Origin of the sequence: Flavobacterium gossypii (assembly GCF_014138495.1) — a bacterium.
In the GTDB taxonomy this organism is placed as follows: Bacteria; Bacteroidota; Bacteroidia; order Flavobacteriales; family Flavobacteriaceae; genus Flavobacterium; species Flavobacterium endophyticum.
On record NZ_JACJIS010000002.1, the window covers coordinates 469,974 to 491,902 of the forward strand.

Sequence of the window (21,929 nt, forward strand, 5' to 3'; positions counted from 1 at the left end):
GTAACCGCTTTTACTGTGGTTTTTATACAAGTAAAAAATCAAGTTCTGAATTGAATAATTTAGAAAAATCCTCACGACTAACTATTATATCTGAAATTTGTTTAGCATATCGAAACTTAATTTCACCTTTGCTTTTATTATCACTTTCTGATAGTTCATGTAGTGCTTTCTCCGATATTTCCTTGTCAATATTTTGATAGTAATTTTCAAGAGAATCAAGCATAAGCTGAATAAATCTTTCATTTAATCTTTTCTCAATTTTGCTGATTCGCTCTTTTAGTTTATCATCTTTTATATTTGATATGTTGTCTACCACCATGAAATACTTATCAAAATAGTAAGGATTGCATTTTACTAAAGTATTCAATTTTTCTAGTTCATAAATGGTTGTAGATAGATCAACTGCTTTACTAATTCCTGAAGCCGAAACAAATTGAATATTTTTGATAATACCCTTATCTCTAGCATTGTCTAATATTAATTGTAAAGAATATTCTTCTAGAACTCCAAAATTTTCAGGATAACCTATGTCCGTTATTTCTGCTCCAAGCATTTTGCTAACAATGTAAGCACAATCTGAGCCATTATATCCACTACTTTCATTAGTGATGTTCCACGATTGATGTTTAGAATCAATAAATAAAGGCATTCCATTTTGAATTGGATAGACTTTCTGATTAGGATATTTTGCACAAGCACTTATTATGAATGGACTATGTGTCGAAATAAAGAAAAATATTTTTTCAACAATTTCAGGGTTTATTTTTTTAAGTATAGATTCAAGGATTGATGGAATTTCTTTTTGAAAATTTGGGTGTAAATTATTTTCAGGCTCTTCAATAATAAAAATGTTTGTAGAATGAGTTTCATTAATTGCTTCTACCCAATCTTTAATATTTTTTGTAAAATTATGCTTAGCTCGTAAACCATCTGCAATAAAAATTGGATTTACTTCTCCAACTTCACTTTCGAATATTAATCGACCATTATCTTGATTAAATGGGTCATCTTGATCAACATATTTCTTAGCAACTAAAGGATGATTTCCTGTTTCGATAAAAAACTCGTTTAATTTCGATAAACCTGCTGAATCACCTATACCAATTAAAGAATCAATTTTTGCTTTACCTTTTAAATTATTTGCTCCTTTTTCTTGCTCTAAATTTGAAAGTAATATATAAATATTTATAAGTAAAGTGCTATGATTTTCCGTTTTGTTTGGATTTTCTTTATTCCATTTTAATTGCGCGGATTTTTCATCAACGGAAAACTCAACAATACTATGCGGTCCAAAAAAATGCCTAGAATTACTACCATCATTTAAAAATGATAATGCGTTTAGAATACTTGTTTTTCCACTACCATTTTCTCCTACTATATAATTGATTGGCGCAAAATCGGTCAAAACAATTTCTTCGGTAATTTTTTTAAATTTCCTTAATTTTAAATATGTCGTCATAAATATTAGTAGTAATAAAAATTAGAATTAACGTGTTATAATTGTCAGTCGCGAATCAAAGCAAACCATGTTCTCTCTGCCAAGATAAAATTTTTACCTGAAACAACAATTTCTGCCTACAGAAATCTCCGCGATTGCGGTTACAGTCTCTTAGCCACACTAGTCTCTCTTACCTTAAATTGATTTCGTTCCAACCTGTTGAATCATCTGAGGCCGCATAATATTTGATTGGAATTTCAAATGTTTCAACTAATTTTTTTATTGTGTTTTCCAAACTAATCCTATTCATCTTACTTGGATTTTTTTTAAACATAAGTTGATAGAAAGCAGCCCAAAAAATTACAGCATCGTCCATATAAATGTCTTTTGAAGGACCAACAATTGAATAGCAATCGGTGTTTGCTAAAATTTGATTTGCAAGATTTTTGTTCATGACTGAACAAGCTGAAATGAATAGTCGTTTATTATCGATAACATTTTCTAAAATCCATCCCAATTCCTCGAAACTTATTCTATCTAATGTTGTACTAATTCCATTTCGATTTCCATGGCATGAAATATGTAGATATCTGTAGTTTGATTTTTTGAATAAATCAATAACATGCTCAAATTCTCTTTTAGTCCTCACATAATAATATTGACTTTCAATCATCGCAAACTTTAAGATTTTAGAAAGTACTTGTCCTTCAAAAAGGTCATCTTTTTCATCTTTGAAAGTTAGGCTTTCGACGATAAAAACTTTTGGTTTTGTTGTCATTTATAATGATTTTCGTGATTATTGTCGCTAACGTTTCGCAACTTTGTGTAATTGCGATTTCAGAAACGAATATTTTATATTAAAGATATTTTTTTTTGTGAAACGAAAAACTGAACATTGCACAAATCGAACAATAATGTCTTATTTATACCATGTCATAATTTTAATATATTATAGGCTTCCTCTTATCATAACAAGAAACCTTACCTAATGAAACTACAGCTCTCCTATTATCTCAATCAAGATGTAATCTTTTTAGCCAAAGACCTTTTGGGAAAAGTGCTTTTTACCCAAATTGATGGAAAGGTAACGGCAGGGATAATCGTAGAAACCGAAGCCTATTTTGGCGTACAGGACAAGGCATCGCATGCCTATGGTGGCCGGCGTACCAATCGAACAGAGACACTCTATAGCGAAGGCGGCGTTTCTGTCTATCTGTGTTACGGCATACACCATCTCTTCAATGTCGTGAGTTCTGGTCTGGGAGAGCCCCATGCGGTACTGATAAGAGCTATAGAACCACTCATCGGCATAGAAACCATGGAACTCAGACGGACGATGCCCGCGACAAAAGCCGCTATTTCCTCCGGCCCGGGCTCTGCCGCTAAAGCTTTGGGTATTGATCATTCCTTTAATAAAAAAGAATTAACTGGAGAAGAAATCTGGATTGAAGACCATGGTATTCGCTATACGGCCGATAAAATTGCAGCAGTACCTCGTGTAGGCGTTGCCTATGCACAAGAGCACGCGCTTTTGCCTTGGCGGTTTTTTGTGATAGGCAATAAATATGTGAGCAAGCCGAACAAAGTTCTTTAAACAAGCGCTGTACTCTTAGCTTTATACAAACCCTTATACTAAAAAAGCCCATCTATAATGGGCTTTTTGGCTTGCGGAAAACAGAAAGGTTATCCTTCTATTTGAATAGTGTCGTCCTGATTCGGAAACCTCATGATATATCCGATTTCTTCTCTTTTCCTACTCGTTGGCCCATAACTAAATTGGATGTTGACGAAACTACCTCCTGGCGTGACGTCTAACCTTATATGGCCTAGCGGATTGCCGCCTATACCGACCACCGTAAACTGCATATTGGGTTCTGGCGGTGATACTGTAGTATCTGTTGGTATCGGAATAGGATACCATACAGCCGATTGGGTCAGTTGCAAGGGACTTGATACCCCATTTGGATTATAAGTATAGTCTACTACCTCCAAGTCTACAGAAACTAATTTTCTTGCAGTCGGCGGATTCGTCTTTTCGCTATAATTTGCTGTTGCCACAATTTTCAGTCCATTATAAGGGGCTTGGGGATTGTTGCCATCAGGTCGCCAGTCGCCCGTATACCAAGTGCTTTCTTCTATATTTTCCATTGTATGTATTTTTAAGTTCCTTAGTAATTGTGTATCGGTTATGATTGTATCGAAATTATTTGTTGATATTTTCCAATGTAAAGCTAAATGCCGGAGACGATTTGCCAGGACCGCCTCCTGTCATTACGATATCCGCACTCGTGATGCCGAACAAGTTGATTTCCGAATTGATTTGGGAAATAATAGCCGAATTCATCACCTCACCTTCTCGAATCTGAGAAACAACTCCTATATAAATCCTAGGTTGGAATTCAAACACTGCTTTTTGTCCTGGCGCCAAACTTGTTTTGGTAGCCAGCAATTTGCCGTCTTTGTAGCAGTTGGCATTAATAGCGCCTTGTATCAACTGGTTTCTTACTTCAACTTCTGTCGGACTTGTCGCAGGAGTCGAAGACAGTTGGAGGATATCTCCTGAAGTGCTTTTTATCATATCAAAAGCCTGTCCATCATAAGCCGTAAGCAGCGGCGTATAATTTCCATAAGAATCGCTTGCCGATACGCTGAAAAGTAACGGGAAGACAAAAGGATGGTTGTCAAGCCGTCCGCAATTTTCGATTACTTTCCACGCTATGGCAAGTTCTCCGAAATCTTCTGCCACATTTTTTTGAAAAATCACGACACTGCTATTATTGGTATCATTTGATCTGTTGATAAAGTTTAATCTAATTCTGTCCATGTGATTATATTTTACGGATTAAAAAATAGTTGTATGATTGTTTGTTCTGTTCCGTTTTCAATTTTTCTGTTTTGAAGAAAAGATATTTGGGCATGCTGGATCCTATTCTGTAACGCAATACTACTCTCAAAAATAAAGCAAGAAGAATAGAATGTAACAAAATGCCTATTCCTTGCTATAAGGCCTGCCAAACACAGCATGAATAGCAGGCGCTTTTACAAAATGATTGTCTTCTGCCAAAATACTTTCAATAGATGCCTTCCATCATTTTGCTGTTTTGGGTAATTGAATTATAATTTTGGTTCCTATATTCTCTTGGCTTTCTATCAACAACAGCCCGTTATTTTTCTTCACCATTTCCTTGCACAGCTGCAGCCCTAATCCCGTGCCTACAATCTCGTTTTGCCCTTTTTTCTTGTTGAGCAGTATTGACTCCCGTAGCAGTTCTTCTCGGGTTTCTTCCGGCATGCCTACTCCCAAATCTTCTACGACCAGATGACAAGAATCTGCTGCCCCAGCCTCGCAATATACTTTTATTATGCCCTTTTCTTTAGAAAACTTGATAGCATTGTCTAACAAATTCCTCAAGATAATCTTGACCGAATCCAGATCAGCCTGCACATACATACCCTTCGGAATAGCATATTCAAACGCAATGTTTTTATAGGCCATCAACGGCTTATAATTATAAGCTACCTGCTGTACGACCGATGGCAGGTGTATAGCCTCTATATTAAAATACAGCTGCTTGGTCTGCAGCATCGACCAGTTCAGCAAGTTATCCAGCAAATTATAGATGCTATTGGTAATCGAGCTGTTGCTTTGCAGCAGTTTATCCAGTTGGGCCCAGCTCTTTGCTTCCAATTGCTCAAACAACTGCTTATTGCTCGTTTTCAGGGCATTTACAGACGACCTCAAGTCGTGGCTCACGATCGAAAATAACTTATCCTTCGTCAGATTCAGCTGGTCGAGATCCTTCTTTTGCGATAGTATGATTCGGTTGCTTTTTATCTTTTGCCTAAAGAAATAAGTTCCCGCACCAAACAGCACCATCAAGAAAACAGACGAAAGCAGCAAGGCATTGCGCTCGGCAATCTTCAGTTTGTTCTCCGTTCTCAGCACCTTGATTTCCTTTTCCTTTTCGGTTACCGCATACTCCTTTTCCAGTTCCGCCAGCGCCCATATTTTGTTCTGGTTGTTTAGCGAATCCCTCCAGCTCTCATACTCCTTGCGATATTCCAATGACCTAGAAAACTGCTTCCGGTTCTCCTCCATCACTGCCATATTCAGGGCCGAGTTCTGTTTTAGCTCAAAGTCTTTGGTTTTTTTAGACAGCTGGTAGGCCTTCTCAAAATACGGTATTGCCTCATTGTCCTTATACTGCGCATAATACAAATTCGCAATGTCCATATACGAACTGACCATCCTAACAGTGTCCTTATCCTTTTCCTGCTGTTCCAAGCTGCGGAAGAGGTATTTCTCTGCTTCGGCATACTGCTCGATATGGAAATAAGAAATTCCCAAGTTATGATACAGCGCGCTTGCTTTGAAATCATAACGCTCCTTGTTAGGCAATTCCTCTACTTCCTTGAAATAGTCAATCGCCTTAGAATAGTTTTCCTGTTCCAGAAATATTTCTCCCAGATGCGTCTTGACTTTGTAGTAAAACGGAAAAGATTTCGAAATCAGATAGAACTCTTTCTTGGCTCCGTCAAAAAGCTTTTTTTTTTAAAACTCACGCCCCTGAAGAAATGGCAATAATCATCCAATTCGGCCACAGGTGCAGCATCCAGCTGTTTCATAGAATAAAACAAGGTCGAGTCCCATTCTTTCGTAAGAAAAAAAGATTGCGCTTTTCTAAAATTAATCGCGTCCTTATAGGCTTGCGATTTCTTTTTCATCTCTCCGACAAACGTCTTCATTTCCGATTCTTCTTGGGACAGCATAGAAGAACAGAACAGCATAAAAAAGAAGCAGTAAAAAATAGTAGGTTTTAGCATGGGTAGGTTGTTTTTTTCAAAAACCTTAGGCTTCCTGCACGGTCGTCACAGTACCCCTTGATGTTTTTGGGTCAATGTTTCTAAGACGGGTAAGGATATAATCTACAGAAGCCATACCCCTCAGGCTGTATTCTACAACAATACTCCACAATGTAAATTGCTGTTCGGGCGTGCTCGTAGAATCATCATACTCTATAATAAAGCTGCGAGCCGAGACCGTCTGCCCTCCGGCAATGCTCACCTTGACCGGATTGCCGTCTTCCTCTACCAAAAAAGTAGGGGGCAACGTGATATCAGAAGGAATACAAGCAATAATCCGCAATCGGAAAGTGTCTTGCTCTGCCGTATTTTCGGCAAATACCAACGGCGCGATAGGATAGTCAGAATCTCTAAGGTCAATTTCAAAAGGAACCGTATTCGTTTGGCTCAAGGCCAGTTTCGATATAATAATGCCCATAGTGTATGTTGTTTAGATTTGGTATACCAAATGTAACATTTTTTACATAAAAATCTTACTTAATTATGTTAAAACAACATCATCAAAAAACGCTATACAAAATAATATCAACAAGTTAGCTTCAAAACAACAAAAATACCTATCTTTATGCTTCTTTCCTATACAATTGCCTTCCTACTTGAGGCCAATTCCAGCTCCTGTATTACCCCGTCATATACCTCGGCTATTCCGTAGCTAAAGCGTAGCCATACCGTAGCCATACCGTAGCTATACCGTATCCATACCGTATGTTCTGGCAGTTTTCTCCCAGTTTTCTCCCAGTCTCCTTCCGATCCTCTTTTGGTTTGTATGCCAAAAACAGGGCAAAACCCGAACAAGAGTGCAACGAAACTGCTACATAGCTACTACTTACTAAAACGCTAGGACATATACTACTCGGCTTTCATCCCAAAAACAGGGCGGGTTGGTAGAGAAAATTATAAGGTTGGTATAGAAACTACAAACAAGCCTGCTTTTTTAGTTCCTTTACAAAAAAATAGACTGATGGCAAAAGAACTATCCTCCCAGCCGAGCCCGATGGTTAATTTTTTAATAGAAAAGCGCTACCGCATCTACAGACACCTGGTGATATGGCTGTATCTTATCCTGACCGAATTCAGCCAGCCCATGGGACCTATAGAGCTTACGGGCAATTATGCCTTTTATCTCAGGGTAGCAAATACATTGTCGTTTGCACTGCTGGTCTACCTGAACATGTACGTACTGGTACCCAGGCTCCTCTTTAAAGAAAAATACCTGCAGTACCTGCTGGTACTCATTTTTATGATTATACTGTTTTATGTAGGCATCGAAGGCACCTTGCAGTACAAGTTCGAAGGATACAGAAGTTTCAAAGAACAGGAAAATTCAAGCCTGTTTATGGCTATCATAGACCATACAAACCTGTGGATTATTGTCATGCTAGCTTCCACCAGCATAAAGCTGTTCCAGCGTGGCCGCAGGGATGCCGTGCGCATGAGCGACTTGAAAAAAAGCTCGCTAGAGGCAGAACTGGGCGAGCTAAAAAACCAGCTCAATCCGCACTTCCTATTCAACATGCTCAATAACGTAAATACGCTTGTTTTTACGGAGCCTAAAATTGCTTCGGTAATCATCATGAAGCTATCCGGATTCCTGCGTTATCTGCTCTATGACAACAATAAGAACACGGTATCCTTGCAATCGGAGATCAAGTTCCTTACGAATTTCTTGGAACTGGAAAACATCCGAAGAGACGATTTCAGCTTTTGGATTGAAAACCATTCTCCCGAAGAAACCGCCTTGCTGTCGATTCCGCCTAACCTCTTCCTTATTTTTGTAGAAAATGCGGCCAAGCACAGCAAGACAGCGAATGCCCCTTCGAATGTCAGCCTATCGTTTAAATCGAGCAAGGACAAGCTGGTCTTTACGTGCCAGAATACCAAATCCAAAGTCATCTCGCCTCGGCCGGAAGCAGGCGGGCTGGGATTAGCCAACATCCGAAGAAGGCTCGATCTTTTGTACGAAGGCAGGCATGATCTGGAATTATATGAAACTGAAGAATTGTATAAAGTCACTTTAACCATACCGTTATGAAATGCATTATAGTAGATGATGAGCCTTTGGCACGCCGGGGCCTCCTGCTCCACTTGCAAGCCATTGGAGGCATCGAGATAAGCGAAGTATTCAATAGCGCCGACAAGGCTTTGGAATACTTGACAGGCAACCACACTGATCTTATTTTCCTTGACATCGAAATGCCGGGACTGACGGGCTTGGAGTTTGCCGCAAAAGTTCCAAAAGAGACATTGATTATTTTCACGACGGCCTTTCCGCAGTATGCTTTCGACAGCTATTCTGTAGATGCCATCGATTACCTGCTGAAGCCGATATCTCAAGAACGCCTGGAAAAAGCGTTGCAGAAAGCGACCGCCTACCATCAATTTCTCAACGGCAGCCAGCCGGCCCCCGAAAAGATGGAAAAAGAATTTATGATTATCAAGGCAGACCGGCGCTACCATAAGATTACCTATAAGAATATACTGTACCTCGAGGGACTCAAAGATTTTGCCGTGATCCATCTCGAAAACAACAAGATTATTGCCGGAATGAACCTCAAGACCGTGCACGAGCTGATTGCTTCCGACCATTTTATGAGGGTCAGCAAATCGTTTGTGGTCAATACCGAGCACATCACTTCTTTTGATACGCATACCATCTATATCAATACTATCGAAATACCGATTGGCGAAGTCTACAAAAAGGATTTTGTCGAGTCGTATCTGGGCAAGAACCTTCCGCCTATTTAATGAGCAAATATGGCTTTCAATGGCGGTCTTATGGGCTGCCTAAAAAAAGAAGAACGGGCCTGTATAGACCCGTTCTTCTTTTTTGGATTTATAAGGCAAGACTCCCGAAGCCTTGCGTTAGCTTTCTTATTTTTTTACTTCTTTTGATGCCTTGATGATGACATCAGCAACGGCCTGCGGCTGCGACATAAACACCACGTGGCTTCCTTTTATTTCGGTGATTTTGGCATTCGATCTTTTATACATAGTGCGCTGTATTTCTGGCAATATGCTTTTATCTTGAGTAGCTACTATTCCGTAAGAAGGTTTTGTTTTCCATGCGGCGTCGGTTATCTTGGCAGCAATCGCTTGGGCAAAGAACCTTCCTTGTGAAGCATACATAAAATCGGCTTTCTCTTTAGGAATGTCGGCACAAAAGCCAGCATGGTATTTTGCCTTGTCATAATAAAGCACGCCTTTTTCATCTGGAGGCAAGATTCCGTTTTCTGGCGCAGGCGGCAGTTTTTGTGCCCAATCTAACGCAGACTCTCCATTATCCGGCTGAAAGGCGGCGATATAAACCAATGCGGCTACATTTTTATGAGAACCCGCTTGCGTGATGACCGAGCCACCATAAGAGTGCCCTGCCAAGATCGTTGGTCCGTCTTGTCTGTCTATTGCGGCAAGCGTAGCCTCAACATCGGCAGCCAGCGAGCTTAGCGGATTTTGCACGATCGTAACGTTATATCCTCTTTTCGTAAGAATATCATACAGCGCATTATAGCCTGAACCGTCTGCAAAAGCCCCATGGACCAATACGACATTTTTAACCGTTTGTCCTGTCTGTGCCATTGCTTTTGGAGCATAGCCGAACAAGCTCATCATGACAGCCGTAAAAAATACAGCTTTGATTTTTTGGAAGGAAAGTCTTGTTTTCATTTTTTTAAAGATTTAAGATAGATACATTTATTTGTTTGTATTTGAAATACAGGGCAAAATTACCTGCTATCTGCTCATAAGTCAAATTAATAATATTTTACAGTTATAAAAATTATTAATAATTAAGGCTTATTCCTCTTAAAAATACGAAAAAAAACAGCTCGATGCGAATGCCTTTATTCCCTCACAAATGCAAATTCTCCGCCGCCTTGTTTTAGCACCATGGCCTTTTCTCCTGGTTTGAATTCCAAAATGATTCCTGCTTTTTCAAAAGCAAACTTGTCCTTTTCAATGCCTTCTAGCTGTAACGGAGCTTGTCCAGTAGCCTGTGCTACAAGCGTCTTGCCTTCTTTTGATACAGTTAATTTGAACGGGAGCTGACTCGACGCATAGGTTCCTACATACTTTCCAAGGTCTTCCGGATTGTTTTGGAAGGTCTTGAATTCCGGAATATCAAAAGGCTTTCCATAGACTGCGCTCAGCACGACAACAGGAATTTCATTACCGTTGTAGTTGGATCCGTTCGAGATCAGGGCAAAGGAGAGCTTTTTATCGGAAGAATATGAAAAGACAGAAGTAAATTTATCAATCCCTCCACGATGTCCATAGGCAATGTCTTCATAAAACGGAAGCTGCAAAAGTCCCATGCCGTAAGTATCCTTGATGGTCTTCATCAGTTCCAAGGTTTCCTTTTTTAGCAATTTCCCAGTAAAAAGCGCATCGCTGAAGTGTACAAGATCGCTGGGTGTAGAAACGATTCCTCCAGAACCTAAAGGTATCGAGCTATCCGTTTCCGATTCCAGCTTCCAGCCATCGGCAAACGCATACGATGCAGCTTCATTGTTCTTCGTATTGATCTTCCCGCCAAAATAGGTATTTTTCAGTCCGGCTGGCTTTGCAATATAGGTTTTCAGCAATTCAGAATACGGCTTTTTGTAGGTCTTCTCCAAAAGATACGTCAGCAATACATAATTCGAATTGCTGTAGGCCGCTTGGGTATCGGGCTCAAAATCGCTTCCTCCTTTTGCGATAATCGCTACCATTTCCTTTTCGGTCTTGGCTTGGGTTTTCCATGCCTTAAATTCTTCGTCATCCGTAAAATTATAGATACCGCTTCGGTGCCTAAGCAGCTGCCGTATCGTAATCTTGTTGGCGTTTTTGATGGTCGGAAAAAACGTTTCTATCGTGGTATCCAAGTCCAGCTTTTTATCTTCAAAGGCCTTCAAGACCAAAACCGACGTAAAGGTCTTCGAGATAGAACCGATCCTGTATTTGGTAGCCGTATTGGCTTTCGTATTGTTTTCAAAATCAGAAAAACCGATGGCCTTGGCATAGATGATCTTGCCATCTTGCGAAACGGCAACGCTGCCCATAAATTTGTTGTTTTCTTCCAACGCGTTAAAATAACGGTCGAGTTGCTGCGTGTCTATCTTTTGCGCAGATGCAAGGCATGAGATAAAGCAGCACAATAGTCCTGCTATGTTTTTTTTAGTCATTGTATATTATTTCAAGGTTCTTTTTAATCGTAGTAGTAGCGTGATAAGCAGGTAAAAGAAGACAGCGAGCGCTAGCATCAAGGGTATAAACCAATTGCCCAGCTGTTCGTAGGCAGTATAGCTGATTCCGTTTTTGCTATAATAGCCGAGAATAAAAACTTGGTTCGGACGGTAAAACAGTCCTACGTTTTGCGGATCGGCAATCTTAGCTATAATCAGGAAAAGAAAGCCAAACAGTAACAGATAGAGCACCGCAAAGACGGCATACGAAATACCATTTCCGATATTCAACGCCAGCGCTTTGACAATCTTGACGGGATTAAAGGTTTTTGTGGCTTCATCTAATTTCTTCTCTGCCACCAAAGGCTTTAGGAAAACCTCTGGCTGCCCAAGCTTGTCAAGACTGTCCAGCAATCTTTCGACCTCCCCTTTTCCGTTTTCAGGATAATCGCTAAGGCTTTCATAAATATGGCTGTTGATTTCCAACAGTACTTCCTGCTGGTTTTCTTTGTTCAGCACTTTTGTGGCGTGCTGGACTCTTGACACATAATCGAGGTAGATTCTTTTTGCGCTTTGGTCCTTAAATTCTATTTCTTTGAATTTCATATCAGATTGATTGTTGCATTGAGGTTGTCCCAATAATTTTTCATTTCGGTAACGGTAGCCAGTCCCAGCGGAGTAATCTTATAATATTTCCGGGGAATGCCAGATTCCTGCTCGACCCATTGCGAGGCTACCAGATCTTCCTTTTTTAGTCGGTTCATCAAGGGATAAAGCGTGCCTTCGGCAATGTCGATGCTCGTTTTCTTCTTTATCTCATTGATGAGGTCGTATCCGTAGTATTCCTTCTCGTCTTTCAAAATACTAAGCACCAAGAAGGACAGAGTGCCTTTCTTGAGCTGCGATATCCATTTGGTTGTAAAGTTTTCTTCCATGAGACAAACATACAACCAAATACATTGCTATACAATGTATTTGGTTTAAAATTTAAAAACTTTACGCAAACACCCCAAAATCAAAAATCTAAAATCAAAAATTTCCCAAGACAAGTAGATATAACACCATAATCCTCCATCCAGATGACATTGTAAACAAACTAAATTGACTTTTAAAACAAAGTCATGAGGCTGTCGTGTATCTAATTTTGCCTCATAACAGTAATACAATTAAAAATGGGACACGACAATTATCAAGGAGCATTGCAGCAGCCGACTGGTTCCGGCTACAATGCAGCATCGACGACAACCGATGTTATTAAAGGCATCGACCTTACAGGAAAAATCGCAATTGTGACAGGAGGAAACACAGGCATTGGCCTGGAAACCACAAAAACGCTGGCTGCTGCCGGAGCCACGGTAATCGTTGCGGCAAGAGATATCGAAAAAGCCAAAAGAAACTTGCTAGGTATTGATAATATAGAAGTCGAAGCGCTCGATGTCATAGACCCTACTTCTATCGATGCCTTTGCTGCAAAATTCTTGGCGTCGGGCAGGCCCTTGCATCTGCTGATCAACAATGCGGGCATCATGTGGGTGCCGCTTCGCAGGGACAGCCGCGGCTTCGAGTCGCAATTGGCTACTAATTATCTAGGTACCTTCCACCTTACGGCAAGACTGTTCCCAGCCCTAAAAAAAGCAAACGGAGCAAGAGTAGTCAATGTATCGTCTTTGGGACATCACATAGCGCCTTTTGATTTTGACGACCCTAATTTCCTTCATAGGGAATACGAAACATTGCAGGCGTACGGACAGTCAAAAACAGCGACCAACTTGTTTTCTCTTGAATTAGACAGCCGAGTGCAAAAATTCGGCATACGAGCCTATTCATTACACCCCGGCTCCATAGGTGGAACGGAATTAGGAAGAGAAGCGCCTTTAGAGCTATTCCAAAAGATGGGCTTCTGCGATGCCGACGGCAATATTTTTCCAGAAGTAGCGGCAAGCCTGAAAACTATTCCGCAGGGCGCGGCTACGACTGTCTGGTGCGCGACAAGTCCGTTACTTGAGTCTATCGGAGGCGTTTATTGCGAAGATGTGGAAGTTGCCGAATTGCTTGACGACAGTGCCACTGCAGGAGCTTCAAATGGCGTACGTTTGTATTCGCTCGATAAAAGCAACGCTGCAAGATTGTGGGAAGCAAGTGAGGAAATGACGGGAGTATCTTTTAAAATTGACTAATACAGGAATGTATTCTTATCGCCAATCCATCGGATTATTTTTTGGGTTTAGTATCTTTGGATTGGCGAAATTCCTGAACTTGCTTATTTATGGATCCTATATCTAAATACCTGACGCGCGATATCAAGCTCTCCAGCTATGAGGACAAGCTTTTTAAATCGGACCTGATTTTTGAGGACCACATGCTCATCTGGTTTATTTCGGGAGAAACTAAAATCATACAGGCGGATGCGGTTTTCCACTTTAAGGAAGGCGACATTTTCCTGATTCCGAGAAACGTATTGGCTACGGTCATCAATTATCCAAAAAACGGACAGCCGCACAAGACAGTGGTCATGCACCTTTCGACAGAACGATTAAAGAAGTTCTATGAAAAGATCGAGATCGACAGCAAGATAAAACCTTCGCAGAAAATATATAGTTTTAAGAACCATCCGCTGCTGGAAAGTTGTCTTGCTTCTGTGATTCCTTATTTTGATATGGAAGGAGCGTTTCCTGAAAACATTGCATCCCTAAAAATTACGGAAGCCATCAGTATCTTAAGAGCGATTGATAGCGACGTAGACAGCGTACTCGCTAATTTTGACGAGCCTGGCAAAATTGACTTGGTCGATTTTATGCAGCGCCATTTCATGTTCAACATGCCTATGGAGAAACTAGGCTACCTGACCGGACGGAGCTTGTCTACTTTCAACAGGGATTTTAAAAAGCATTTCAAGGCAACGCCTCAAAAGTGGCTGACGGAAAAAAGGCTCGAGCTGGCCTATTATCAGCTGGTCGAGAAAAAGAAAAAACCGACCGAAGTCTATCTCGAAGTCGGTTTTGAAGACTTATCGCATTTTTCTTTCGCTTTTAAAAAGAAATATGGCGTATCACCTGCCCGAGTACCCACGCACTTTAGCTAGGCCGTGCTTATAGCATACAACAAAATAGCCTGTAATTGCTTACAGGCTATTTCCATCACAAAAAAATAACTATAATGAAAACGGTTATTTTAGATTGAATCGGGCCGTTTTGACGTCTTGGCTGTTGGTGCCAATCATGACTTCAAATTCTCCCGGCTCTGCTACATATTCGATATTGGAATTGTAGAATTTTAATAATTCGGCGTTTATGGTAAAGCTGACAGTTTTTGACTCGCCTGCTTTCAGCTTGATCTTTTCAAATCCTTTTAATTCTTTTAGGGGTCTTGAAATACTGCCGACCAGATCTCTTATATACAGCTGCACGACTTCGGCACCTTCTGTCTTTCCTGTATTCTTTACCGTAACGGTTGCAGTTATTGCCCCATTCGCGTCTAGGTCTGTTTTGTTGAGCTTGATGTCGCCGTATTCAAATTGCGTATAGCTTAATCCGAATCCGAACGGATACAGCGGCCCATTTTTCTCGTCCATATAATTGCTTCGGAACTTCTCAAAACCTTTGTCAGAGGCCGGCCTTCCTGTATTCAGATGGTTGTAGTACAATGGAATCTGCGCCACGCTTCTTGGGAAAGTAGAAACCAATTTGCCGCTCGGATTGGTATTTCCAAATACAACATCGCCAATAGCTTGTGCTGCTTCCGTTCCGCCAAACCATACGTTGAGGATGGCAGGAACGTTTTCCTGTTCCCAGACCAAAGTCATCGGACGTCCGGCAAAAAGTACCAATACAACCGGCTTGCCTGTTTCCAATAATTTGGCGAGCAATCTTTTCTGTACATCAGGAATACCGATGTCGGTACGGCTGCTGGATTCGCCGCTCATTTCAGAAGCTTCTCCCATAGCCGCAATAATAACATCTGCTTTTGCGGCAATGGCCAACGCTTCTTTCGTCAGTTCTTCTTCTGTTCGGTTATCGCGCGGTATGTCGCGTCCGAACATCGTGGCATCTTGCTGCATCTTAGGGTCGCTAAGCAGGTTCGAGCCTTTAGCATAGAGGATGGTCGTACGGCTGCCTCCTACTTCTTTTAATCCTTCGATTAATGAAGACGGCTTGTCTAGCTTGGCGGCAACGCTCCAGGTTCCGACCATATTTGATCGGCTGTCGGCCAACGGACCGATTACCGCTATTGTCTTGTTTTTCGCCAGCGGAAGGATATTTTTATCGTTCTTGAGCAATACGAAGCTTTCTGAAGCAATCCTGCGGGCTATGCTTCTATGTTCTTTAGTAAAAATCTGTTTTTTGGCACGAGAGGCATCGCAGAATTTATACGGGTCTTTAAATAATCCTAGCTTGTACTTGGCTTCCAATATGCGACGGCAGGCAGTATCGATCTGTGCTTCGGTGATTTTACCTTCGTCTAATGATTTTTTAAGTGTTGTAAGAAAGCCTTCGCTTACCATATCCATATCCAAGCCAGCGGCAAGCGCTAACGAAGATGCGGTCTGCAAATCGCCCAATCCATGAGCAACAACTTCGCTCACGCCGCCATAATCGGCAACCGTAAAGCCGTCAAAGTTCCACTGCTTGCGCAATACATCGGTCAGCAGCCATTTGTTGGCATGCGCAGGCACGGCGTCAACAACATTGAAGGAAGCCATCACGCTGCCGACACCTTGTTCTACTGCTGCTTTATACGGATAGAAATAGTCGTTGTACATTCGAACATGGCTCATGTCTACGGTATTGTAGTCTCTTCCCGCTTCGCCTGCTCCGTACAGGGCAAAGTGCTTCACGCAGGCCATGATGTTGGTTTTCGACGAAAAGCTGTTGTCTTTTCCTTGAAATCCTCGTACCATCGCTTTGGCAATCTGTCCGCCCAGAAAAGGGTCTTCACCGCTTCCTTCAGAGGCACGTCCCCAACGCGGGTCGCGAGCAATATCCACCATAGGCGCAAAGGTCCAGTTGATACCGTCGGCACTGGCTTCGGTTGCGCCAATTCGGGCTGATTCTTCGATAGCATTCATGTCCCAAGAACACGCCAATCCTAACGGAATCGGAAATACAGTTTCATAACCGTGCACTACATCCATCCCAAAAAGCATCGGGATTTTCAAGCGGCTTTCTTCTACTGCAATGCGCTGGATTTCTCTAATCTTGTCAACGCCTTTTATATTAAACAGGCCTCCTACTTGGCCTTTTCTGATCTTGGCGCCAATGTTGTCGTTAGTGCCCAGTCCGGTAATGATGTCGCCTTGGCTCGGAAGGTTTAGCTGTCCCAGCTTTTCTTCTACCGTCATTTTTTTCATCAGGTCGTTGATGAAGGCATTCATTTTAGGGTCTTTTGATTGCTGTGCCTGTGATACGATTCCCAAGCAGCAGGTCAAAAATGTGATTATACTTTTTTTCATAACAAATAAAACTAAGTGTGGTTTTATGGAGGTTTTACATCTGAATCTTGGCTTAAAATCCAGATTCGAATGTAAAACTATAACGTTATAGTTGCGTTTGGGAAGACGCGAGTAAAAAAGTAGTGATTCAAAAAGGTAACACCTTGATAACACAGGGAATTACATCAAAAAGAGGTCTTCAAAAAGTAGTATTAATAGAAAGTTTAAAATGGATTTTGACACCCCTACATTAGCTATACAGTTGTACAACTATTGCTTTTCTACTGTGCAGCAGTATTGAATTTCCTGCGAGGCAGCAGATTATTGTTTTGCTTGAATGACGCCTATTTTAGAGACCATGACTTCAAACTCTTCACGGGAAACGGCGGCCTTGTTTCTGGCTTTCGTGCGGTAATTATAAATCGTGCTTAAGGAATAGCGCAAGAAGGCAGCTATCTTGACACTGTCGGTAATGCCCAAGCGTATCAGGGCGAAAATTCTTAATTCGGTATTCAGTATTTCGTTGGCTTTTGGCGTGACCTGTTCTTCTGGCAACAGCAGGGCATTGAATTCTTTGACAAACGAAGGATAGAGGCTGATAAATATCGTATCGAAGCTTTTGTACAGTTCTTCCAGCTCGTTATCGACAATATCGGTTGATTTCAGCAACTTGAACAATTCATCGTGCTGTTTGTTAAGGGCTTTGCGGTTCAGCATTTTCCGATAGTCCTCCATCTTGTTGATATAGGCAGAACAGATATCGAAAAAATAGGCGATATATTCTTCCTTGATACGGTTGGATTCGTACAGCTGCCCGTTGGTATCTTTTAGGTTTTCGTTGGCCGACAGTATTTCTTTGTTCAGTTCGGCCAGTTTCTGGCTGGTTTTTGAAAGTTCTTCCTTGACGCGCGACACTTTTTTCATCTGTCGGTAGACATACACGATGGCCAGCACCAGGAATACGGTCAGCACGCTGATAAGAATCAGGTAGTTTTTAAGCTCGCTTTTGTTTTTCGCTTCCTTGTCGAGATAGGCCGTATTGATAATCGAATACAGCTCGGACATGCGCAGGGTGCGGAATTTCACATTGCAGAATATGGCATCTTCGATAGCGGATTGGGCACAGCTATACGCCCTATCGATATTGCCCAAATCATAATAAATAACCGCCAAGTTTTGTATGGCCGCATTGTCTTTAATGGCGTTTTCGATATCGGTTATCGCGGCGCTGCTGTAGTACATGCGCTGGTCGTCCCACTGTTTCTGGAGTCCAGAAATATCTCCTAATAAATAGACAAACATGGCGTAATTCTCGTCCTTTGCTTTTGACGTGCGCATCAAATACAGCAGGTCTTTTTTGGCAACGTCCAGTCTGTTTTTATAGATGTTCTGCTGCGCCAGGTTGATCTTATATTTGATCGAGTTCGGATCTAGAACATGCAACAGCGAATCGCGATACACCTCAATTTGTTCGATATAGAACTTGCTGTAATTGTTGGTCGCATAATGTTCGAAAAACTGGCTGTAGAATTCATAATACAGTACCTGAATCGGCTTTGCCAGTTTCTTGCTGTCGATGCTTTTGAGTATCGCTTCGGATTCTCTGTATTTTCCCGACGACGAATAAAGGTTTGCCAATTGGATTTGCGAAGCTATCTTTAAATCGTTATTCTGTAGCTGTGCTGCCAGTTCTGTATTTTGGCTGACATAGTAAATAGCCGAATCAATCTTAAACTTTCGGTATTCCTTATACAGGCTTTCGTTTATCTTATACTGTTCTTCTGGAGAATTTTCGCCAGCCAGCAATTTCTTATAGACCGAAATGCGCTTGTCTTTTTCTTGTGTATAGGCTCGCTTGTTCTTTACGGCATGGCTGAGCTGTGCAAACAGGGAGTCTTTCGCAGCACCAAAAGCCGCATGCTGGGCGATACAAAACACAAGTATAAAAAGAAAGGCTCTCAATTAGGCAACAGCTTTGGTTACGGGTATCGCAAATATACCAAATGCATTTTTAATGAAGATAGCTTCAAGCCGGCAACTAATAAAACTTACAATGCAAAACGGCGGGTATATATCATAGCCCGCCGTCGCAATTAAAAAATGTTGTAGTATTCTTGGTTTTAGCTGTCTGCTTATGGATTATTTTTTAACCAGTTTTGATTTAAAAATCTTTCCATCCATAGCTATAACCGTAACAAGATAGATGCCTTCTTTATAATCGTTAACGACAACCTCATAACTTTCAGTTCCTCTGACTTCCTTGTCAAGCATCGTCCTTCCGTCCATAGAGACAATAGAAATGCGCTGTATCAATGACTGCGCTAATGCAATGGTTACGTTAGTACTGGAAGGATTTGGAAACAGGCTGATTTTCTCTTCTTCATTGATATCTTTAGTCAGCACAGAATTAGCTTCCCTGCCCACAAAATCACTCGGGCATTCTTGTATATAGGCTCTGAATCGGGAACCATTCATACTATGGAATCCTGGTTCGAGCACAATCGTATTCCCAGCATGATAGACCCCGACACCCGGACTACTAACGGTGCCAAAAATGATATTTGATGCAGTTATTGAGTTCGATGCCTGGCGATTATCTTGAATCCCGATATTTACGTCATGGGTCGGAGACACAAGAACGAGATTGGGCACGCAATTTTCAACTGCAACAGAGCAGATATCTTCTGTTGTGTTATCAATTTCAGCTGCTGTCAAGCTAAAAGTTGTCTTATAAAGCAAGAATCTCGGGGTTATGCCTGGTCCATCGGGGTCAGCAGGATATGATTCTACTATTCCTGTATAAGAGCCTCCTCCGCTCGCTATCGCTGCGCCAGCATATTTTGCTGCTAGATCCCAAGTACCTGAACCTGTAGCGACCATCGTCAAGATAAAAGTGGCATTTCTTGTCGTCTTAAAAGTAGTGTAATTCTGGAAAGCGGCATTTGTTCCAACACCTGAAGCAGCAGCATTAACCAAATACGACCCTGGAGCATCTCTAGCAGCATCCGTAAAAAAATAAATTACTAGAGAGTTACCTGGCGTTCGGTTCAACACGGTTGTAGGGCTTATTATGCCTGCGTTCGGTATACCGTCAAGCGCATTTCCAATCAATCCAAGCGATTCATGAGCAAAATCACTATTTCCGAGAACACCACCAGTACCTCCCCTATTTGCAAAAGCAGTAGCCACATTGGTAAAAGGAGTCTCAATCCAGATTTTGGCACCTGCAGCTCCTCCGGTTGATCCGTATTGCACTACGGCAATTCTGTTGTCAGGATTACAGGCTATTACTTTTTCCATTATGGCTTGGATAGATCCAGCCATCTGATTGTATTCATCGGGATCGATAGAACCACTATTGTCTACCCAGAATATCACGTCGCTTCCTTGCGAATAGCCTTTAAAGGCAAACAGCAGCAAGCACAAGTAAGTTAAATATACGTTTTTCATATTGTCTATTTTTGATGTTAAACGTATAGTTAATTTCTCTCCGATAAAATTTTCACCTGTTTCGTAAGCTCTTCTATTTTTTTGTTCTGTTCGATCAAATACAGCGTCAGCTCTTCGATTTTTTCTTGTTGTACTTTAGCTATTTCGCCTAATTCAAGACCTTCTTCTGCTACTTTTGCTGCAGAAGGAACATTTGGTAAATGGCCGTTTTCTTTAATAAAAGTTTCCACCTCAGCCAATGGCTTTAATTGATAGTCTGGCGCAAAGACATAATCTGCCCAAGCCGACATAAGGTTGACACGTACTTCTTCTGTCAGGATGCCTCCTTTAACAAAAAGCTTGTAATTAGCCAAGCTTACAGCTCCTGCCGTTGTAGGAAATGTATCTGCTGTCGCATAGGTATTGATACCTCCAATACCTACTTTGCCGGTTGAAAAGTCGCCATAGATAAGGGTTGTCGCAGAATTATTTGCGATATAGAGCTTATTGCTTCCTAATTCATTATATCCAGCAGAATCACCGAGAAACACATTACGAGAACCAGTCTTGTTATTAAATCCTGCATTTGAGCCGAAATAAGCATTTCCTTCACCTGTAGAATTCCAAAATCCAGTTCCAGAACCAACAAAAGCATTGGATGAGGCAGTTGTATAAAACCCTGCTACAAAACCGACAAAAACGTTGTTAATTCCTATAGTATTCTTATACCCGGAACTGGCACCGACAGATACATTTTGATTACCCGTAGTATTACTATAGCCAGCATTATAGCCTAGGAAACTATTTTGCCATCCGGTTGTGGTTAATCGGCCTGAATCATATCCATAATAGCTATTTGCATAACCATCTCTATTTGAATATCCTGAATTTGTTCCGGTAAAGGTATTAAGGTCTCCCGTTGTGTTTGAACGACCTGACTCATATCCGTAAAAGGTATTATTTGAAGCAGTATTACTATATCCCGAGTTACTCCCCGTAAAAGTGTTAAACACTCCTGTAGTATTACTATATCCCGCATTCATTCCAGAAAAAACATTTCCAGTACCTGTCGTATTATTCAATCCGGAATAGGCTCCATAAAAAGTATTTCCGTCGGCTAGGTTAAAATAACCCGACCTATAGCCACTAAACACATTATGCTCTCCCTTGACATTAGAATATCCAGCAGACCAGCCCGTAAAAACATTATTGCTTGCTTTGGAAGAATTAAAACCTGTGTAGGCACCTGTAAATACATTATAGTTTCCTGACGAATTTTTATTCCCCGACGAATAGCCTGTAAAGACATTTTCACCACCTGAAATATTACTTGCTCCCCCTAGCGCGCCCAAGAAAGTGTTCTTTCCACCACCTGCATTGGACATTCCGGCCTGATAGCCAAAAAAAGAATTGGAGCCTCCCGTGTTTGCTGCCCCTCCAATAAGAGACCCGACTACGGTGTTCTGTGTAGAAGGGGGATTCACATTTCCGGTTCCAGAAACTCCTGTTCCTACTACTGTGTTTTGTGCCTGTGCACAAAATGCGCCTGAAAATAACAACAGCGCTGCTAAACTGATTTTTGCATTCATAATATATGGATTAAGTTAAATGT

At 41.3% G+C, this 21,929-nt stretch carries 20 protein-coding genes; 5 read left to right on the plus strand and 15 right to left on the minus strand.

The features are described from left to right. Positions 1-22: 22 nt before the first annotated feature. Complete coding sequence (locus tag GGR22_RS12005) at positions 23-1,459, minus strand: AAA family ATPase (RefSeq protein WP_182493862.1); 1,437 nt, start codon at positions 1,457-1,459, stop codon at positions 23-25. Between the two features lie 169 nt (positions 1,460-1,628). Continuing rightward, positions 1,629-2,216: a hypothetical protein gene (locus tag GGR22_RS12010; RefSeq protein ID WP_182493863.1), complete on the minus strand. Its 588-nt coding sequence runs from the start codon at positions 2,214-2,216 to the stop codon at positions 1,629-1,631. A gap of 210 nt (positions 2,217-2,426) precedes the next feature. On the opposite strand from GGR22_RS12010, the gene GGR22_RS12015 reads away from it, so the two are divergent. Then, entirely contained in the window at positions 2,427-3,032 is a 606-nt protein-coding gene (locus tag GGR22_RS12015) for a DNA-3-methyladenine glycosylase (RefSeq protein WP_182493864.1), read from the plus strand. Positions 3,033-3,121: 89 nt separating this feature from the next. On the opposite strand, the gene GGR22_RS12020 is transcribed toward GGR22_RS12015, so the two are convergent. From GGR22_RS12020 to GGR22_RS12035, 5 genes are all read right to left on the minus strand, one after another. Further along, positions 3,122-3,586, minus strand: coding sequence for a hypothetical protein (locus GGR22_RS12020; RefSeq protein ID WP_182493865.1), 465 nt, complete (start codon positions 3,584-3,586; stop codon positions 3,122-3,124). A 55-nt stretch (positions 3,587-3,641) separates the two neighbouring features. Further along, positions 3,642-4,262, minus strand: coding sequence for a hypothetical protein (locus GGR22_RS12025; RefSeq protein ID WP_182493866.1), 621 nt, complete (start codon positions 4,260-4,262; stop codon positions 3,642-3,644). A gap of 264 nt (positions 4,263-4,526) precedes the next feature. After that, positions 4,527-5,837, minus strand: a complete 1,311-nt coding sequence (locus GGR22_RS12030) for a tetratricopeptide repeat-containing sensor histidine kinase (RefSeq protein ID WP_246336954.1) — start codon at positions 5,835-5,837, stop codon at positions 4,527-4,529. A 110-nt stretch (positions 5,838-5,947) separates the two neighbouring features. Then, positions 5,948-6,262: a hypothetical protein gene (locus tag GGR22_RS17155; RefSeq protein WP_246336955.1), complete on the minus strand. Its 315-nt coding sequence runs from the start codon at positions 6,260-6,262 to the stop codon at positions 5,948-5,950. 25 nt (positions 6,263-6,287) lie between these two features. After that, positions 6,288-6,719 carry a hypothetical protein gene (locus GGR22_RS12035; RefSeq protein ID WP_121377287.1) on the minus strand — a complete coding sequence of 144 codons (432 nt, stop codon included), beginning with the start codon at positions 6,717-6,719 and terminating at the stop codon, positions 6,288-6,290. A 543-nt stretch (positions 6,720-7,262) separates the two neighbouring features. Between GGR22_RS12035 and GGR22_RS12040 the strand changes: the two genes are divergently transcribed. Both GGR22_RS12040 and GGR22_RS12045 read left to right on the plus strand, forming a co-directional pair. After that, positions 7,263-8,333, plus strand: a complete 1,071-nt coding sequence (locus GGR22_RS12040; protein WP_182493867.1) for a sensor histidine kinase — start codon at positions 7,263-7,265, stop codon at positions 8,331-8,333. Next, positions 8,330-9,046 carry a LytR/AlgR family response regulator transcription factor gene (locus tag GGR22_RS12045; RefSeq protein ID WP_182493868.1) on the plus strand — a complete coding sequence of 239 codons (717 nt, stop codon included), beginning with the start codon at positions 8,330-8,332 and terminating at the stop codon, positions 9,044-9,046. Before GGR22_RS12040 ends, GGR22_RS12045 begins: the two co-directional genes overlap by 4 nt. Positions 9,047-9,172: 126 nt before the next feature. On the opposite strand, the gene GGR22_RS12050 is transcribed toward GGR22_RS12045, so the two are convergent. From GGR22_RS12050 to GGR22_RS12065, 4 genes are all read right to left on the minus strand, one after another. Next, positions 9,173-9,964 (minus strand): alpha/beta hydrolase, encoded by a 792-nt coding sequence (locus GGR22_RS12050; RefSeq protein ID WP_182493869.1) that lies wholly within the window; start codon positions 9,962-9,964, stop codon positions 9,173-9,175. Positions 9,965-10,140: 176 nt separating this feature from the next. Further along, complete coding sequence (locus GGR22_RS12055; protein ID WP_182493870.1) at positions 10,141-11,460, minus strand: serine hydrolase domain-containing protein; 1,320 nt, start codon at positions 11,458-11,460, stop codon at positions 10,141-10,143. Between the two features lie 6 nt (positions 11,461-11,466). Continuing rightward, positions 11,467-12,066 (minus strand): hypothetical protein, encoded by a 600-nt coding sequence (locus GGR22_RS12060; RefSeq protein ID WP_121377293.1) that lies wholly within the window; start codon positions 12,064-12,066, stop codon positions 11,467-11,469. Then, positions 12,063-12,395 carry a PadR family transcriptional regulator gene (locus GGR22_RS12065; RefSeq protein ID WP_121377294.1) on the minus strand — a complete coding sequence of 111 codons (333 nt, stop codon included), beginning with the start codon at positions 12,393-12,395 and terminating at the stop codon, positions 12,063-12,065. Before GGR22_RS12065 ends, GGR22_RS12060 begins: the two co-directional genes overlap by 4 nt. A gap of 237 nt (positions 12,396-12,632) precedes the next feature. Between GGR22_RS12065 and GGR22_RS12070 the strand changes: the two genes are divergently transcribed. Both GGR22_RS12070 and GGR22_RS12075 read left to right on the plus strand, forming a co-directional pair. Continuing rightward, the gene (locus tag GGR22_RS12070; RefSeq protein WP_182493871.1) at positions 12,633-13,637 is read left to right on the plus strand and encodes an SDR family NAD(P)-dependent oxidoreductase; all 1,005 of its coding nucleotides are present in this window, start codon (positions 12,633-12,635) and stop codon (positions 13,635-13,637) included. 89 nt (positions 13,638-13,726) lie between these two features. Then, positions 13,727-14,542 carry a helix-turn-helix domain-containing protein gene (locus tag GGR22_RS12075; protein ID WP_182493872.1) on the plus strand — a complete coding sequence of 272 codons (816 nt, stop codon included), beginning with the start codon at positions 13,727-13,729 and terminating at the stop codon, positions 14,540-14,542. Positions 14,543-14,626: 84 nt separating this feature from the next. On the opposite strand, the gene bglX is transcribed toward GGR22_RS12075, so the two are convergent. From bglX to GGR22_RS12095, 4 genes are all read right to left on the minus strand, one after another. After that, the gene (bglX, locus tag GGR22_RS12080; protein WP_182493873.1) at positions 14,627-16,909 is read right to left on the minus strand and encodes a beta-glucosidase BglX; all 2,283 of its coding nucleotides are present in this window, start codon (positions 16,907-16,909) and stop codon (positions 14,627-14,629) included. Positions 16,910-17,209: 300 nt separating this feature from the next. After that, positions 17,210-18,850 (minus strand): DUF6377 domain-containing protein, encoded by a 1,641-nt coding sequence (locus tag GGR22_RS12085; RefSeq protein WP_182493874.1) that lies wholly within the window; start codon positions 18,848-18,850, stop codon positions 17,210-17,212. Positions 18,851-19,027: 177 nt separating this feature from the next. After that, a complete protein-coding gene (locus tag GGR22_RS12090; RefSeq protein ID WP_182493875.1) occupies positions 19,028-20,338 on the minus strand; it encodes a 3-coathanger stack domain-containing protein in 1,311 nt (436 codons plus the stop codon). A 29-nt stretch (positions 20,339-20,367) separates the two neighbouring features. After that, positions 20,368-21,906 carry an autotransporter outer membrane beta-barrel domain-containing protein gene (locus GGR22_RS12095; RefSeq protein ID WP_182493876.1) on the minus strand — a complete coding sequence of 513 codons (1,539 nt, stop codon included), beginning with the start codon at positions 21,904-21,906 and terminating at the stop codon, positions 20,368-20,370. Positions 21,907-21,929: the final 23 nt, after the last annotated feature.